The organism is Flavonifractor sp. HCP28S3_F3, from assembly GCF_052065355.1.
Taxonomy (GTDB): Bacteria; Bacillota; Clostridia; order Oscillospirales; family Oscillospiraceae; genus Flavonifractor.
Genome location: NZ_JBQHUF010000001.1, coordinates 120,948 through 136,239, shown reverse-complemented (window position 1 = coordinate 136,239; position 15,292 = coordinate 120,948). Strand labels below are relative to the sequence as shown.

Here is a 15,292-nt window from a genome sequence, read left to right as displayed (position 1 = left end):
TCTTCACATTGACTGCATCAATGGCAAATGATATAATGGGATGATTATGACAAGAAGTACGGTGGGGTTGAAAAACATGTGGATCTCAGACGGATGGAAAGACTATGAACTGCTGGACTGCGGCGGCGGAGAGAGGCTGGAGCGCTGGGGAAAATATACCCTGGTGCGGCCCGATCCCCAGGCCATTTGGCGGCCTGAGGGGCGGCATCCCGGCTGGCGGAAGCATGACGCCCGGTACCAGCGCTCCTCCACCGGCGGCGGCCAGTGGGTAAAAAAGGACCTGCCCGAGCGGTGGACCCTGGGCTACAGGGGGCTCACCTTCAACATCAAGCCCATGAATTTCAAACACACCGGCCTGTTCCCCGAGCAGGCCGCCAACTGGGATTTTGCCATGGAGCGCATCCGCTCCGCCGGGCGTCCCATTAACGTGCTGAATCTGTTCGCCTACACCGGCGGCGCCACCGTGGCCTGCGCCGCGGCGGGAGCCAGCGTCTGCCATGTGGACGCAGCCCGGGGCATGGTGAGCTGGGCCAGGGAGAACGCCAAGAGCTCCGGCCTGGAGGATGCCCCTATCCGCTGGATCGTGGACGACTGCGGCAAGTTTGTGGAGCGGGAGATCCGCCGGGGACGCCGGTATGATGCGGTCATCATGGATCCTCCGTCCTACGGCCGGGGACCTTCCGGGGAGATCTGGAAGCTGGAGGAGAACCTGTTCCCCTTCGTGGAGCTGGTGACCCAGGTGCTCAGTGATCAGCCCCTGTTCTTCCTTATCAATTCCTACACCACCGGCCTGGCCCCCTCGGTGCTCACCTACCTGCTGGAGACCCTGGTGGCCCGGCATCACGGCGGACATACCGATAGCCAGGAGCTTGGTCTGCCGGTGACCGCCACCGGACTGGCGCTGCCCTGCGGCGCCACCGGTCGTTGGGTCGCCGAATAAGGAGTATTTATCATATGAGTGATACCATTCTGAAAACCCAGGATCTGCGTTTCTCCTATCAGGAGGAGACCATCCCCGCCCCCGTGGTGCTGGATGGAGTGGATCTGGAGATCGAAGCCGGGTCCTTTGTGGCGGTTCTGGGCCACAATGGCTCAGGTAAGTCCACGCTGGCCAAGCATCTCAACGCCATCCTCCTGCCCACCGGCGGAAAGGTATACGTGGACGGGATCGACACCATGGACGAGGAGAAGCTGCTGGACATCCGCCGCGCGGTGGGTATGGTGTTCCAGAACCCGGACAACCAGATCGTAGCCAATGTGGTGGAAGAAGACGTAGCCTTTGCCCCAGAGAATCTGGGGGTACCTCCGGAGGAGATCCGCCGCCGGGTGGACGACGCCCTGAAAGCCGTCGGGATGTACGAGTATCGGGAGCACGCCCCTCATCTGCTCTCCGGCGGCCAGAAGCAGCGGGTGGCTATCGCCGGCGTCATCGCCATGCGGCCCCGGTGCATCGTGCTGGACGAGCCCACCGCCATGCTGGACCCCATCGGCCGGGCGGAGGTATTGAAGACCATCAAGGAGCTCAACCGCACCTCCGGCGTGACGGTGGTGCTCATCACCCACCATATGGACGAGGCCGCCCAGGCCGACCGTTTGGTGGTCATGGCCAAAGGCAAGGTCATCGCCGACGGCGCACCCAAGGAGGTATTCCAGCGGGTGGAGGAGCTGAAGGCAGTGGGTCTGACGGTGCCCGAGACCACCGAGCTTTTATGGGAGCTGCGCAAAGCAGGGCTTGACGTGCCGCTGGACGCCCTCAGCGATGAAGAGTGCGCCGCTGTTCTGGCCAAGCTGCTGACCAAGGACGTGACCCCGGCTTAAGGGGCATGTACCCTATGATAAAGGAATGAAGCCATTTGGAACCGATTATTGAGACCCGGCGGCTGAGCCACATCTACTCCGCCGGTACCCCCTTTGAGCACGGCGCCCTGGTGGACGTGGACTTTACCGCCTACCGCGGAGAGTACCTGGGCATCATCGGCCACACCGGCTCTGGTAAATCTACCCTGATCCAGCATCTCAACGGCCTGCTCAAGCCCACCTCGGGACAGGTCCTGTTCGAGGGCAAGGACATCTGGGAGAGCAAGGAGCGCACCCGTCAGACCCGCTTCCAGGTGGGTCTGGTGTTCCAGTACCCGGAGTACCAGCTCTTTGAGGAGACAGTATACAAGGATATCTCCTTCGGTCCCCGGAACATGGGGCTGGACGAGGGGGAGATCGACCGTCGGGTGCGGCAGGCTGCCCAGTTCGTGGGCTTGAAGGACGAGGTCTTGGAGAAGTCCCCCTTTGAACTCTCCGGCGGCCAGAAGCGCCGGGTGGCCATCGCCGGCGTCATCGCCATGGAGCCCTCGGTGCTCATTTTGGACGAGCCCACCGCCGGACTGGACCCGGTGGGCGTGGAGTCCATTCTGGGCAATATTCACGACTATCACCAGGCCAAAAACGCTACCATCATCATCGTCTCCCACTCCATGGAGGAGATGGCACGGACGGTGGATCGCATTGTGGTGGTCAATGACGCAAAAATTCCCTTCTCCGGCACCCCCCGGGAGGTCTTTGCCCACGGGGACGAGCTGGAAAAGATGGGCCTGGGCGTTCCCGCCATGACCCGTGTGTTCCACCGGCTGAAGGGTATGGGTGTGGACATCGATCCCTCAGTGTACACCATTCAGCAGGCCAGAGATGCCATTTTGGCCAAGCTGGGAAGGGGGAATGTGTAATGGCGCTGAAAGACATTACGCTGGGCCAGTACTTCCCCGGCACCACCATCATCCACCGGCTGGATCCCCGGGCCAAGATCATCGGAACTATCGCCTATATCGTGGCCCTGTTTCTGGCCAAGTGGCTGGTGACCTACGCCATCATGCTGGTGGTGTTGGCGGCCCTGATCGCCATTTCCAAAATTGGTCTGAAAAGCATCCTGCGGGGCATGAAGCCCATTCTCATCATCGTCATCATCACCGGCATGCTCAACCTGTTCTATACCCCCGGCCAGGGAGAGCCTCTGGTCTCCTTCTGGGTGTTCACCATCTATCCTGAGGGCGTGTGGGCCGCCTGCGCCATGGTGCTGCGCATCGCCATGCTCATCACCTGCACCTTCCTGCTGACCTACACCACCTCCCCCATCCAGCTCACCGACGCGCTGGAGCGGCTGATGAATCCGCTGAAGGTCATCAAGGTGCCCGTCCATGAGCTGTCCATGATGATGTCCATCGCCCTGCGGTTCATCCCCACCCTGATTGAGGAGACCGACAAGATCATGTCCGCCCAGAAGGCCCGGGGCGCTGACTTTGACTCGGGCAACCTGATCCAGAAAGCCAAGGCTCTGGTACCCCTGCTGGTGCCTCTGTTCATCTCCGCCTTCCGCCGGGCAGACGAGCTGGCGGTGGCAATGGAGTGCCGCTGCTACCACGGCGGCGAGGGCCGTACCCGCATGCGCCAGCTGAAGCTGAAGGGGACCGATATCACCGCTCTGTTCCTGTCCGTGCTCCTGTGCGTGGTCATCGGCGTACTGGGTCACTACGGTTTTTAAGAAAAACATAACTGGACTTTAAGGCTTTATGAGAAATATTGCGTTAAAATTGATGTATGTGGGCACCGCCTACCACGGCTGGCAGGTGCAGAAGAACGCCGTTTCCGTGGCGGAGACTCTGGAGAAGGCCCTGGCCACTGTGGTGGGCCACCCGGTCAAGTGCACCGGGGCGGGCCGCACCGACGCAGGGGTCCACGCGGAGACTTATGTGGCTAACTTCCGCACCACCTCCCGCATCCCCTGCGACCGGCTGCCCCTGGCAGTGAACACCCGGCTGCCCGACGATATCGTGGTGGTGAAGGCCACCGAGGTGCCGGAGGAGTTCAACGCCATTGGCTCCTGCCTGAAAAAGGAGTACACCTACCGTATCTATAATTCCCACATCCGCAATGCGTTTTATGTCAACCGCGCTTGGTTCTACCCTAAGCGGCTGGATGAGGCGGTCATGCAGCGGGCGGCTTCCCACTTTGTGGGTACCCACGACTTTGCCGCCGTCCGGTCGGTAGGTACCGAGACCCGCACTACCGTGCGGACGGTACACTACTTTAACATCAGCCGCAGCGGCGACATCATCGAATGCAAGGTGTGTGCCGACGGCTTCCTGTACAACATGGTGCGGGCCATGGTAGGTACCTGCGTCTACGCCGCCGATGGGAAGTTCTCTCCCGACGACGTTCCCGCCATTCTGGAGGGCCGCAACCGGACTGCGGCGGGTCCCACGGTCCCCGCCGGCGGGCTGTACATGACCAAATTGTGGTACAACGAGGACGTGCTGTAAGCCGTCCGCATAATTCCCGGTGAGGAGCATACAATGGACGAGATGAACCGGGGACGGACATCCCCGCCCCCCAAAAAGCGGCCCAATCTGTTTGTCCGCTTTCTGACCTTTCTGGTCACCTTGGCACTGGTGCTGGGCGCGGTGGTGCTGGTGGCCAATTATGACAAATTGAATTTCGACTCCATCAAGCGCTGGTTCACCTATCGGAACCTGTCCCGCAACGAGAGCGGTCAGAGTGAGTCCTTTTCCTTTGAGGGCAAGGACGCCAGCTGCTTTGCCGTACTGGACGGTGACCTGCTGGTGTGCTCGGCCACCAACATCCGCCTCTACTCAGGCAACGCTCAGCTCTATGTGAATCAGACCGTCTCCATGAAGGACCCGACGGTTCGGGTAGCTGGCAATAGTGCTCTGGTCTATGATATCGGCGGCAAGGACCTGTTCGTTTATCAAAACCGGACGCAGGCCTTTTCCCTGACGCTGGAGGAAGGTCAGGAGTTTATCTCCGCCGATCTCAACAGTCAGGGCTGGCTGGTAACGGTCACTCAGGAGAGCGGCTATAAGGGAATCGTCACGGTGTATGACAGTTCCTTCTCTCCCCAGATCCGGTTCAACCTGTCCAGCCGTTTCGTGATGGATGCCGCTCTTGCCCCGGACAGCAAGTCGGTAGCTCTGCTCACCATGGGTCTGGACGGCGACACCTTCCAGAGCCGGGTGGATCTGTACAGCCTGGACCGGACAGAGGAAGAGGCAGATCCCGACTGGACCTGCTCCGTGGGCAGTGACGTGATCCTCTCCCTGCGGTGGAACAGCAGCGGGATCTGGGCGTTGGGCGAAACCACACTCTCCATCGTGGCCCCTGACGGCACCCTGGCCGGCAGCTGCGATTACAGTGGACTTTATCTGAAAAACTTCTCTCTGGAGGGAGACGGCACCGCGGTACTGCTGCTGGGCAAATACCGGGCTGGTACCTCCGCCGAGCTGCGGGTGGTCTCCGCTGACGGAAGTACCCGCGCCTCCCTGCCCACAGAGGAGCAGGTACTCTCCCTCTCCGCCGCAGGCCGCTATGTCTCCCTGCTGACTGCCGACCGGCTGGATATTTACAACCAGGACCTGGAGATCTACAACACACTAGAGGGCACCCAAGGCGCCCAGAAGGTGCTCCAGCAATCCGACGGCAGCACCATGCTCATTGACAGTACCACCGCCAGAATCTACGTGCCCTAGTGATCTCGGAGGAACCCCATGACAGCTTTTCTGATTCTTGACCTTATCATCATTGCCATTTTGATCATATTCGCCGCTCTCGGAGCCCACAGAGGGCTTATACTCTCCCTGTGCGGCCTGCTGGCCGTACTGGTGGCCTTTGTAGGAGCCGGTTTCCTGGCCCGCACCCTCTCCCCTATGGTGGCCGACGCACTGGAACCCCGGTTTGCCGCTGCCATCGAGGAACAGCTCAATGAACAGATCCAGAACAGCCAGGTCCAGACCGACCTGACTGACCCCAGTTCCGGAGAGGTCACCCCCGACACACTTCCCCTCCAGGACGTGCTCAACGCGCTGCGGGACATGGGCTTTTATGAGACCCTGGTCAACAGTGTAAATCAGGCGGTAGAGGACGGCATGACCGAAGTGGCAGCCAGCGCCGCTGCTCAGGTGGCGGCGGCCATTGCGGAATCAGCGGCCTACCTGATCATTTTTCTGCTGGCTTTTGTCCTCATTTTGCTGGCCTGGAAGCTCATCAGCCACGCGCTGGACCTGGTGGCCCGGCTGCCCGGCCTGCACTTTCTCAACAAGAGCCTGGGCGCTCTGTTTGGGGTGATCCAGGGTATCATCATCCTGTTCGTTGCCGCCTGGCTGCTCCAGTTTTTCGGCGGCATTCTGCCTCAGGACGCAGTGGAAAAGACCTATCTGCTGAAGTTTTTTATGTCTGCCAACCCCTTTGCCCTGCTGAACAGTATCCTGTAAGGGCAACGAAATCGGAAAGATTCATACCCAGTTCATAATTTCGGGTTAGAATCAATCCTCCGGGGGAGCCTGTCCCCCAAAAGGAGCTGAACACAAATGCAACCTACACTTTGTTCCCGCTGCCATAAAAATGTAGCGGTGATCTTTATCCAGAAGCTAGAGGGAGGCACCACCAAGAGTGAGGGTCTCTGCCTGAAATGCGCCAAAGAACTGGGCATTAAGCCCGTGGAGGATATGATGCAGAAAATGGGCATCAGCGACGAGGATCTGGAGGGTCTGACCAATGAGATGATGTCCGCCTTCGGCGGAGCTGAAGGCATGGAGGGCCTGATCCCCAGTGACGACGCCGATCAGGATGAGGAGGACGAGGGCAAGACCGCTACCTTCCCCTTCCTGAACAAGCTGTTTGGGTCCGCCCAGAATCCCCAGGCCCAGCCGGAGCGTGATCCCGGCCGCCAGGAGCGGAACGACAAGGAGAAAAAGGGCGACAAACCCATTAAGCGGAAGTTTTTGGAGAACTACTGCATCTCCCTGACCCAGAAAGCCGCCGACGGCAAGCTGGACAACATCATCGGCCGGGATGAGGAGATCCAGCGTACCATCCAGATCCTCAACCGCCGCCAGAAGAACAACCCCTGCCTCATCGGCGAGCCCGGCGTAGGCAAGACCGCCATCGCCGAGGGTCTGGCCCAGAAGATCTACCAGCGGGATGTGCCCTACAAGCTTCTGGACAAGGAGGTCTACCTGCTGGACCTCACCGCCCTGGTGGCTGGTACCCAGTTCCGGGGTCAGTTTGAGAGCCGGATGAAGGGCCTTATCGAGGAGATCAAGAAGCTGGGCAATATCATCCTGGTCATCGACGAGGTCCATAACATCGTAGGCGCCGGGGATGCGGAGGGCTCTATGAACGCCGCCAACATCCTCAAGCCCGCCCTCAGCCGGGGCGAGATCCAGGTTATCGGCGCCACCACCCTCACCGAGTACCGCAAATACATCGAGAAGGACTCCGCCCTGGAGCGCCGGTTCCAGCCGGTGATCGTGGAGGAGCCCTCCATCGAAGACAGTGTAAAGATCATCCAGGGCATTGCCCCCTACTATGAGAAGTACCACTTCGTCTCCATCTCCCCTGAAATCTGCCGGTTGGCAGTGACCATGAGCGAGCGGTACATTACCGACCGCTACCTCCCCGACAAGGCCATCGACCTGATCGACGAGGCCTGCTCCGATGTGAACCTCCACAACAAGACCCTGGCCCGTGAGGTTGAGGTCAAGAAGGAGCTGGAGTCCCTGGGTCAGGAGCGGGAGAACCTGATGGTGGAGGCCAACGACCGGGATTACAAGCGTCAGACCGCCCTGAAGAACAACGAGGGCCGCCAGAGCGAGATCCGGCGGGAGCTCAATAAGCTCACCGCCGAGCACGACTCCCTCATGGGCAACCCCGCCACCACCGAGGCACTGAGCGCCAACGAGCGGCGGCAGGCTAACTTCCGCCGGGAACTGGACAACCTGTCCCAGGAGCGGGAGCGGCTGCTGGCTGATCAGGGCGGTAACCGGGATTATGAGCGGCTGGCCGCCATCAAGAGCCGGGAGATGCAGCTTCAGGACGAGCTGAACAAGCTGGACGCCCAGAGCGCACCGCCTCTGACGGTGGCTCATCTGGCCCGGGTCATTGAACTGTGGACCAAAATCCCCGCTACTCAGATTCAGGAGGCGGAGTATGAGCGTCTGGCCAAGCTGGAAGACCGGCTGAAGGAGCACCTCATCGGCCAGGACGAGGCAGTCCACGCCGTGGCTGCCGCCGTGCGCCGCGGTCGGGTGGGCATCGCCTCCAAGCGCAAGCCGGTATCCTTCATCTTTGTGGGCTCCACCGGTGTGGGCAAGACCGAGCTGGTCAAGCGGCTGGCTATGGATATGTTCCACTCCCCCGAGTCTCTCATCCGGCTGGATATGTCGGAGTTTATGGAGAAGTTCGCCGTCAGCCGCATCATCGGCTCCCCGCCGGGCTATGTGGGCTATGACGAAGCCGGTCAGCTCACCGAGAAGGTGCGGCGTAAACCCTACTGCGTCATTCTCTTCGACGAGATCGAGAAAGCCCATCCCGACGTGCTGAACATCCTGCTGCAGATTCTGGACGACGGCCATATCACCGACGCCCAGGGCCGCAACGTCAACTTTGAGAACACCGTCATTGTCATGACCTCCAACGCAGGCAGCGACGCTCGTACCTCCGCCGGCAGCGTAGGCTTCGGCCGCACCGCTGATCAGCAGGGCAAGGAGCGTGCTATGAAAGCCCTGGAGGGCTTCCTCCGGCCCGAGTTTATCAACCGGGTGGACGAGATCGTCTACTTCAACAAACTCACCGAAGACAATTTCAAGGCTATCGCCGCCATTATGCTGGGTGAGCTGCGGGATACCCTGAAGGAAAAGGGCATCACCTTCACCTGGGACGAGGCGCTGCTTGACCATCTGGTGCGCAAGTCCTATTCCCAGACCTACGGCGCCCGCAACCTGCGCCGTCAGATCCAGAAGGATCTGGAGGACGACATCGCCACCAAGCTCATCGACAGCTACCTCCACCCCATCTCCGCCATACACGCCACCTCCGACGGTGAAAAAGCTATCATCACAGCGGAATGATAAAAATCGGGGCCGACCTTTCAGGTCGGCCCCGATTTATTTATGTTCTGTTACTGGCCGGTCTTTACCAGCGCATCCAACAGCAGCCGGGCACCGTGAACCAGATAGTCCTCACGGCTCAGGCCCAGGGTACGCTGGAGGAAGTCCGCACGGTACTCTGCCGTATGGATAATGCCAGACAAAGCGGACCAGAAGAGCAGCACCGTCTCCATGGGAGGAAGCTTAGTACGCACAACGCCCTCTTCCACGCCCCGCATCAGGAAGGCGGCCATCTCTTCGTCGATCTCACCGGTAACCCGAATAATATCCGCCTGGCCCTTCTGGATCTCCTCCGATGCCTGGGACAGCGGCATCACACCCGTGGCTGCATCATAGGCGGTGGGGTTGTCGTCATAAAAGCGCACGATCACCCGGCACACCGCATCATAAGCCTGGAACCAATCCTGATGGCTCTCAATGGCCTCATGAAGCTTCCGCTTCAGCAGGACGATACCACTGAGCAAAATGGCGTTGATGATCTCCTCCTTGCTCTGGAAGTACACATACAGCGTAGCCTTGCTGTACTCCGCCTCCCGGGCAATGTCGTCCATCGTGGTACGCTCCGTACCCTTCTCCGCAAACAGCCGCTCGGCGGCCGCCAGGATGGAGCCGCGATGAAATTCCGTCAGCGCCTGCTTCTTGCTCATCGTAATTCCAGCCTTTCCAATTCAAAAATCAAACCATCGGTTTAGTTATCATATTATCATGTTTTCAGCAAATTTGCAAGGGAATCCTCCTGCCCTTTTCCCCTACCTAAAAAACACTTGCAAACCCAACTGATCCATGCTATACTATTTTAGTCAGTTAACCCGATGCAGGTATAGTTCAGTGGTAGAACGTCAGCTTCCCAAGCTGAATATGGGAGTTCGATTCTCCTTACCTGCTCCAAAAAAGACGACTTGTTTTTGCAAGTCGTCTTTTTTTATCCTTTCTATTTTAAGAATTTTGAAAGATATTCCCCACATTCTTTGAAAGAGTATTCGGGTATCTTAGAGGCAACTGGAGGGAGTTCCAATGAACGAGTGCATTCTGGTGGTGGATGACGACGCCGAGATCGTCAAAGCCATTGCGATTCTGCTGGAGAAAGAGGGCTACCGGGTCCTAAAGGCCTACAACGGCATGGAGGCGCTGGATCTGGCTCTGGAGCCCAGCCTGCGCCTCATCCTTATGGACGTGATGATGCCCAGGCTGGACGGTCTGTCAGCGGTTCTGAAGATCCGTGAAAAGCGCAACCTGCCCATTCTGATCCTCAGCGCCAAGAGCGAGGATACCGACAAGGTGCTGGGGCTCTCCATGGGGGCGGACGACTACATCGCCAAGCCCTTCAATCCCCAGGAACTGGTGGCCCGGGTACGCAGCCATTTGCGGCGGTACACACAGCTTGGGGATGTAAACGCCGTCAGTCAGGCCCAGGAGGTCGTCAACGGGCGGCTGCGCTATCAAGTGGAGGATCGGACACTGTTTGTGGACGGAGAGCCGGTGCGGCTCACCGCCACCGAACTGAAGATCGTAGACCTGCTGATGCGCAATGTAGGGCGAATCTTCCCTGCTGAGGAAATCTACCGCCGGGTATGGGGCGAGGAGCCCTATGCCACGGAAAATACCGTGATGGTCCACATCCGACGCATTCGGGAAAAGATCGAACTCAATCCAAAGGAACCGGAATATTTAAAGGTGGTGTGGGGAATTGGATACAAAATCGAGAAGCATTAAGCCAGTCCTGACCTTTCTGGCTTTCGTGCTAAGCATCAGCCTGCTGCTGTACAGCGCAGCGGCCTGGCTGTTCCTGGCTACCAATACCAGTTCCAGCGTGAGGGTCAACCTGGTCGACGCCTTCCGCACAGATTACCAGGAGACAGCCACCTTCCGCAGCATGATCAGTGGAGACCTCTACTCCCTGCTCAGCTACGCCGCCGATGAACAGGCGTTTTACAGCGTTCCCATGGCGGAAAGTGATCTGAATCTGCTGTACCGGGTAGAAAAAAACGGTGTGCTGCTGGCTTCCAACAGCAACGCCGACCTATCTTCCCCGGATGGCTTGCCTGAGGGCTACAACTTTCTGCTCACCTTTAACAGGGGGACCGCCTCCATCTGGAAAGACGGGGAGGAGCTGGACGTCTACGGCGACGGCGTGTATCGAGGGACGGAGTGGGGCTGGGATGTGCCGGGCTATGAAGTAGGCCGGACTTCCGCCAAATCGCTCTATACTGGAATAGCAGTATATCTGGCGGCGGTGGAACATCCGGTGGACTACAGCGTAGGCTATGGTCCTTATGGTGTGGTTCGGGACATGGCCACGGTGCGCACCTTCCTGATCTGGCTGCTGCTGGTGCCTCCTGTGGCAGGAGCTGCCCTGCTGATCTGGTATATTCTCTGGCGTAGATATAAACGGCGAGCCGACCAGGCCATCGCCTGGTTCACCGGCCACATCTGGCTGGAGATCAAACTGGTTCTGCTGCTGCCCCTGGCCTGGCTGTGGATCTGCTCCGTGGTGGCCTGCCTCAATTTGTTTATACAAAGCAATTACAACGGGCTGTTCTGGTGCCTGGCCTTGCTGCCTGCCCTGTGGTGGACCTATTTTTACCTCAATGATCTGCGGTACAACTTTGGCCAACTACGTACTCACAGTTTCTGTGCCGCCTGCATGCGGCTGTTCCGCCGCAAGGAGCTGAGCTGGCCTGTCCAACAGCGGATGGACCGGCGGACCGTGCTCCAGTTCGCCCTGTCCCTCCCCTTCGTGCTCATCGTCGCACTTCGGATCCCCTATCTTTACGATCGCTATTTCTTCTACAGCATATGGCCTTTGGTACTGGCACTGCTCTGCCTGATTGGGATTGCGCTGGTAGCCGGTCAGATCCGACTGATGGGGCGCAACCGCCGGACCACGGCGGACATGGACAAGCTGCTTACCCACATCCAGACCGCCGGAGCGGGCCAGCCTACCGGGGCGCTGGCTCTGCCGGTAGATTCCGACCTGCGGGAAGCTGCCATCAGCCTGGCCCATATGGAGGACGGACTGCGCACCGCCCTAAGCGAGCAAATGAAGAGTGAGCGGACAAAGATCGAACTGATCGCCAACGTATCCCACGACCTGAAGACCCCCCTTACCTCTATTGTCAGCTATGTGGAGCTGCTCCAGCAGGAGGAAGGACTTCCCGAGCATGTGCAGGACTATATCCGCATCCTGGCGGAGAAGTCCCAGCGGCTGCAGACCATGGTTCGGGACGTATTTGAGGTCAGCAAGGCCGCCGCCGGGAATTTGTCAGTTGCGGTGGAGCCTCTGGACTACGCCAAGCTGCTGCGGCAGACTATGGCAGATATGAACGAAGAGATCGAGGCCGCCTCCGCCTCTCTGCGGTCCCGGCTGCCCGAGGAACCGGTGTGGATCGAAGCCGACGGGGACCGGCTGTACCGTGTGTTCCAGAACCTCATCGGCAACGCCCTGAAATATGCCCTGGACGGCTCCCGGATTTATCTGGATCTGACCGTGGAAGATGGCCGGGCCATTGCGGCTCTGCGGAACATTTCCCGGGACGAACTGCCTCAGGATGTGGATCTGACGGAGCGGTTTGTCCGCGGAGACGCCAGTCGTACCGACGGCGGCAGCGGACTGGGACTGTCCATCGCCCGCACCTTCACCGAGGCCTGCGGTGGCAGCTTCCTTCTGCGTACCGAGGCCGATCTGTTTACCGTACAGGTCTCCTTCCCCCTGACCGATAAGCGCCGGCAGGCCGAATTGCCAGCAGAATAAGCAACAGTAAAAGCGGGACCGTCCAAAAATGGACGGTCCCGCTTTTTGCTTTTTACAGCTTTGTTGACATATCAACATTCCTATATTAAAATGAAACTGCAAGTTTACAGAAGCGAGGAGAAGAAAATGGAAGCCACACGCACCAATCCTCTGGGCACCGCCCCTATCGGCAAGCTGCTGCCCAAATTTGCCATTCCCTCGGTCATCGCATTTCTGGTGACCTCCCTGTACAACATCGTAGACCAGATCTTCATCGGCCAAGGTGTGGGATACCTGGGCAACGCGGCCACCACCGTTGCCTTTCCGTTCGTTACGGCCTCCACTGCCATCGCCCTGCTCATGGGCATCGGTACAGCGGCCAACTTCAATTTGAACCTGGGCGCCGGACGGCGGGATGCAGCCCGGCAGGTAGCGGGCACCGGATTGGTGGTGCTGGCATTGATGGGACTTTGCCTGGGACTGGCTGCCTACTTCCTCCGGGCGCCCCTGCTTACCTTTTTTGCCGCCACTCCTGACGTATTTCCTTACGCCATGACTTATACCGGCATCATCGCCTTCGGCCTGCCCATGGTCACCTTCACCACCGGAGCCAGCACCATGATCCGTGCCAACGGCAGTCCGGCCTACTCCATGCTCTGCACCCTGTCCGGCGCCATCCTCAATACGATTCTGGACCCCATTTTCATTTTCCCTCTGGACATGGGGGTAGCAGGCGGCGCCCTGGCCACCGTGATTGGGCAGGCGCTGTCTTTGGTGCTGGTACTGGGCTATCTGATCCGTACCAGACTGCGTACCGTTCCCCTCACCAGGACGGATCTGAAGCCCCAGCCTCGGCTGCTGAAGTCCATTTTCGCCCTGGGTATGGCACCGTTCTTTAACCAGATCGCCATGCTGCTGGTACAGGTGGTGCTCAACAACACCCTGACCTATTACGGCGCCCAGTCCCAGTATGGGTCCGATATCCCCCTGGCCTGCGTAGGCGTCATTTCCAAGGTCAATATTCTGGTGTTAGGCTTCACCATCGGTATCTCTCAGGGCTGTCAGCCTATTTTCAGCTATAATTACGGCGCAGGAAAATACAGCCGGGTGCGGGAGGCCTACCGGAAGGCCATTATCGTAGCCACCCTCATCTGCTGTGTGGCTTTTCTCTGCTTCCAGCTTTTCCCCCGGCAGATCGCCGGTATCTTCGACTCCTCGGGCACCGAGCTGTATTTCCAGTTCTCAGAACGCTATTTCCGCATTTTTATGCTCATGACCTTCGTCAACGCAGTCCAGCCCATTACCTCCAACTTCTTTACCTCTATCGGCAAAGCCAAAAAGGGTATCCTCATTTCCCTGACCCGGCAGGTGATCTTTCTGATCCCCCTGATCCTGCTCTTCCCCCTGTTCTGGGGGATTGACGGTGTTATGTACGCCGGACCCATCGCCGACAGTGCGGCTCTGGTCGTAGCTTTCCTGCTCACCCGCTGGGAAATGAAGCGGATGCCCGCTCAGGATAAGCTGCTCCAGCCTGTCCAGAGCGAGCCACTCTGACCGCTCAGAGGTACAGCTTAGGCTGGCGGGGCTGCTGGAGAAGCTGCTCCAGCTTCTGTCTGGTAGCGTCAAAAGCCATGCCACGTACCGCCCGGCTGCCGGTGGGACAGGCCTTGACGCAGGCCAGGCAGCGCAGGCACCGCTCCGCATCGGTCTGTTTGGGATTGGAAATGGAAATGGCTTCCACCGGGCAGGCGCGAACGCAGGCCCCGCAGTTCACGCAGGATTCCTCCCCCTCCGGATAGAAGGGCGCCCGCTGGAACTCCCGGTAGGGGCGATTTCCGGGGAGTTCAGCCGGCTGCCAATCCGGCTGTTCCAGTTTTTCCATAGCCCGGCGGCCCAGCTCCCGGGCGGTTTCCCGGTCAGACTCGTTGGGGCGGCCTGTCCCGATCTTAGCCGAGAAAGTGTGGGGCGCGATAAACTCCCCCGCTGCCACCGGTCGGAATCCCCGGGCGGCACACAGGTCGGCCAGTTCCACCAGAGCATCATCTATGGCCCGGTTGCCATACACCGCCAGCAGCACCACCGGGGTATCCGACCCGGTCAGGCCGCTCACCAGGTCTGCCACCTCGGGGACCCGGCCGTAATAGACCGGCACACCCAGCACCAGCACCTCGTCGGGCCCAAAACGGCGCTCCTGCCGTCGCACCTCCGGGCGGGTCAGATCCCACTCCTCCGGAGCAGGTGCCATGGCCTGCGCTGTCTCCCGCACATAAGAACTGGTACCGCCGGTGGGGCTGAAGAAAGCCGCTGTTACCTTTACGTTTCCGTTCATGTCTCCATCTCCTTATTTTAATCTTTTGTTATATCACTTTTAAAAAGAGCGCCGCCGGGGCCTGCCCCTGGGGCGCTCCTTACTATGCCGCCTTGCGGCTATGGTACAGTGGAATCAGCAGCAGCTATTGCCGCAGCCACAGCCACCGCCGTTGTTCTCGCTGGCACCGCCGCCGCAGCAGCAGCACAGCAGGATGATGATCAGGATGATCCACAGGCAGCTACCGCCACCAAAGCCACAGCCGTTATTGCACCCCATAAGAAGTACCTCCTGGTTAAAAGATGG

At 59.3% G+C, this 15,292-nt stretch carries 14 protein-coding genes and 1 tRNA gene; 12 read left to right on the top strand and 3 right to left on the bottom strand.

The window, feature by feature from the left end:
• Positions 1–76 precede the first annotated feature (76 nt).
• The 8 genes from ACTNB1_RS00710 to ACTNB1_RS00675 all read left to right on the top strand — a co-directional run bounded on the left by ACTNB1_RS00710 (position 77) and on the right by ACTNB1_RS00675 (position 8,909).
• Positions 77–940: a class I SAM-dependent methyltransferase gene (locus ACTNB1_RS00710; RefSeq protein ID WP_441167370.1), complete on the top strand. Its 864-nt coding sequence runs from the start codon at positions 77–79 to the stop codon at positions 938–940.
• Positions 941–954: 14 nt separating this feature from the next.
• The gene (locus ACTNB1_RS00705; protein ID WP_441167369.1) at positions 955–1,818 is read left to right on the top strand and encodes an energy-coupling factor transporter ATPase; all 864 of its coding nucleotides are present in this window, start codon (positions 955–957) and stop codon (positions 1,816–1,818) included.
• 35 nt (positions 1,819–1,853) lie between these two features.
• Positions 1,854–2,717 (top strand): energy-coupling factor transporter ATPase, encoded by an 864-nt coding sequence (locus ACTNB1_RS00700; RefSeq protein WP_441167368.1) that lies wholly within the window; start codon positions 1,854–1,856, stop codon positions 2,715–2,717.
• Positions 2,717–3,529 carry an energy-coupling factor transporter transmembrane component T family protein gene (locus tag ACTNB1_RS00695; RefSeq protein ID WP_441167367.1) on the top strand — a complete coding sequence of 271 codons (813 nt, stop codon included), beginning with the start codon at positions 2,717–2,719 and terminating at the stop codon, positions 3,527–3,529. The genes ACTNB1_RS00700 and ACTNB1_RS00695 overlap by 1 nt, the downstream gene beginning before the upstream one ends.
• A gap of 28 nt (positions 3,530–3,557) precedes the next feature.
• Entirely contained in the window at positions 3,558–4,307 is a 750-nt protein-coding gene (gene truA, locus ACTNB1_RS00690) for a tRNA pseudouridine(38-40) synthase TruA (RefSeq protein WP_441167366.1), read from the top strand.
• A gap of 33 nt (positions 4,308–4,340) precedes the next feature.
• Positions 4,341–5,531 (top strand): DUF5711 family protein, encoded by a 1,191-nt coding sequence (locus ACTNB1_RS00685; RefSeq protein ID WP_441167365.1) that lies wholly within the window; start codon positions 4,341–4,343, stop codon positions 5,529–5,531.
• Positions 5,532–5,549: 18 nt separating this feature from the next.
• Complete coding sequence (locus ACTNB1_RS00680) at positions 5,550–6,272, top strand: CvpA family protein (RefSeq protein ID WP_441167364.1); 723 nt, start codon at positions 5,550–5,552, stop codon at positions 6,270–6,272.
• Between the two features lie 96 nt (positions 6,273–6,368).
• On the top strand, positions 6,369–8,909 hold the full coding sequence (locus ACTNB1_RS00675) for an AAA family ATPase (RefSeq protein WP_441167363.1): 2,541 nt from the start codon (positions 6,369–6,371) through the stop codon (positions 8,907–8,909).
• A 50-nt stretch (positions 8,910–8,959) separates the two neighbouring features.
• Here ACTNB1_RS00675 and ACTNB1_RS00670 read toward each other — a convergent pair whose 3' ends face one another.
• Positions 8,960–9,595 (bottom strand): TetR/AcrR family transcriptional regulator, encoded by a 636-nt coding sequence (locus ACTNB1_RS00670; RefSeq protein ID WP_441167362.1) that lies wholly within the window; start codon positions 9,593–9,595, stop codon positions 8,960–8,962.
• A 167-nt stretch (positions 9,596–9,762) separates the two neighbouring features.
• Between ACTNB1_RS00670 and ACTNB1_RS00665 the strand changes: the two genes are divergently transcribed.
• The 4 genes from ACTNB1_RS00665 (at position 9,763) to ACTNB1_RS00650 (ending at position 14,232) form a co-directional block, all read left to right on the top strand.
• Positions 9,763–9,836: transfer RNA gene (locus ACTNB1_RS00665), tRNA-Gly, on the top strand.
• A gap of 126 nt (positions 9,837–9,962) precedes the next feature.
• Positions 9,963–10,661 carry a response regulator transcription factor gene (locus ACTNB1_RS00660; protein ID WP_441167361.1) on the top strand — a complete coding sequence of 233 codons (699 nt, stop codon included), beginning with the start codon at positions 9,963–9,965 and terminating at the stop codon, positions 10,659–10,661.
• Positions 10,636–12,699: a sensor histidine kinase gene (locus ACTNB1_RS00655; RefSeq protein ID WP_441167360.1), complete on the top strand. Its 2,064-nt coding sequence runs from the start codon at positions 10,636–10,638 to the stop codon at positions 12,697–12,699. The genes ACTNB1_RS00660 and ACTNB1_RS00655 overlap by 26 nt, the downstream gene beginning before the upstream one ends.
• A 126-nt stretch (positions 12,700–12,825) precedes the next feature.
• A complete protein-coding gene (locus tag ACTNB1_RS00650; RefSeq protein ID WP_441167359.1) occupies positions 12,826–14,232 on the top strand; it encodes an MATE family efflux transporter in 1,407 nt (468 codons plus the stop codon).
• A 4-nt stretch (positions 14,233–14,236) separates the two neighbouring features.
• Here the strand turns inward: ACTNB1_RS00650 and ACTNB1_RS00645 are convergent, their stop codons facing one another.
• Together ACTNB1_RS00645 and ACTNB1_RS00640 are read right to left on the bottom strand one after the other, a co-directional pair.
• Positions 14,237–15,007: a 4Fe-4S binding protein gene (locus tag ACTNB1_RS00645; RefSeq protein WP_441167358.1), complete on the bottom strand. Its 771-nt coding sequence runs from the start codon at positions 15,005–15,007 to the stop codon at positions 14,237–14,239.
• A gap of 114 nt (positions 15,008–15,121) precedes the next feature.
• Complete coding sequence (locus ACTNB1_RS00640) at positions 15,122–15,265, bottom strand: hypothetical protein (RefSeq protein ID WP_441167357.1); 144 nt, start codon at positions 15,263–15,265, stop codon at positions 15,122–15,124.
• Positions 15,266–15,292: the final 27 nt, after the last annotated feature.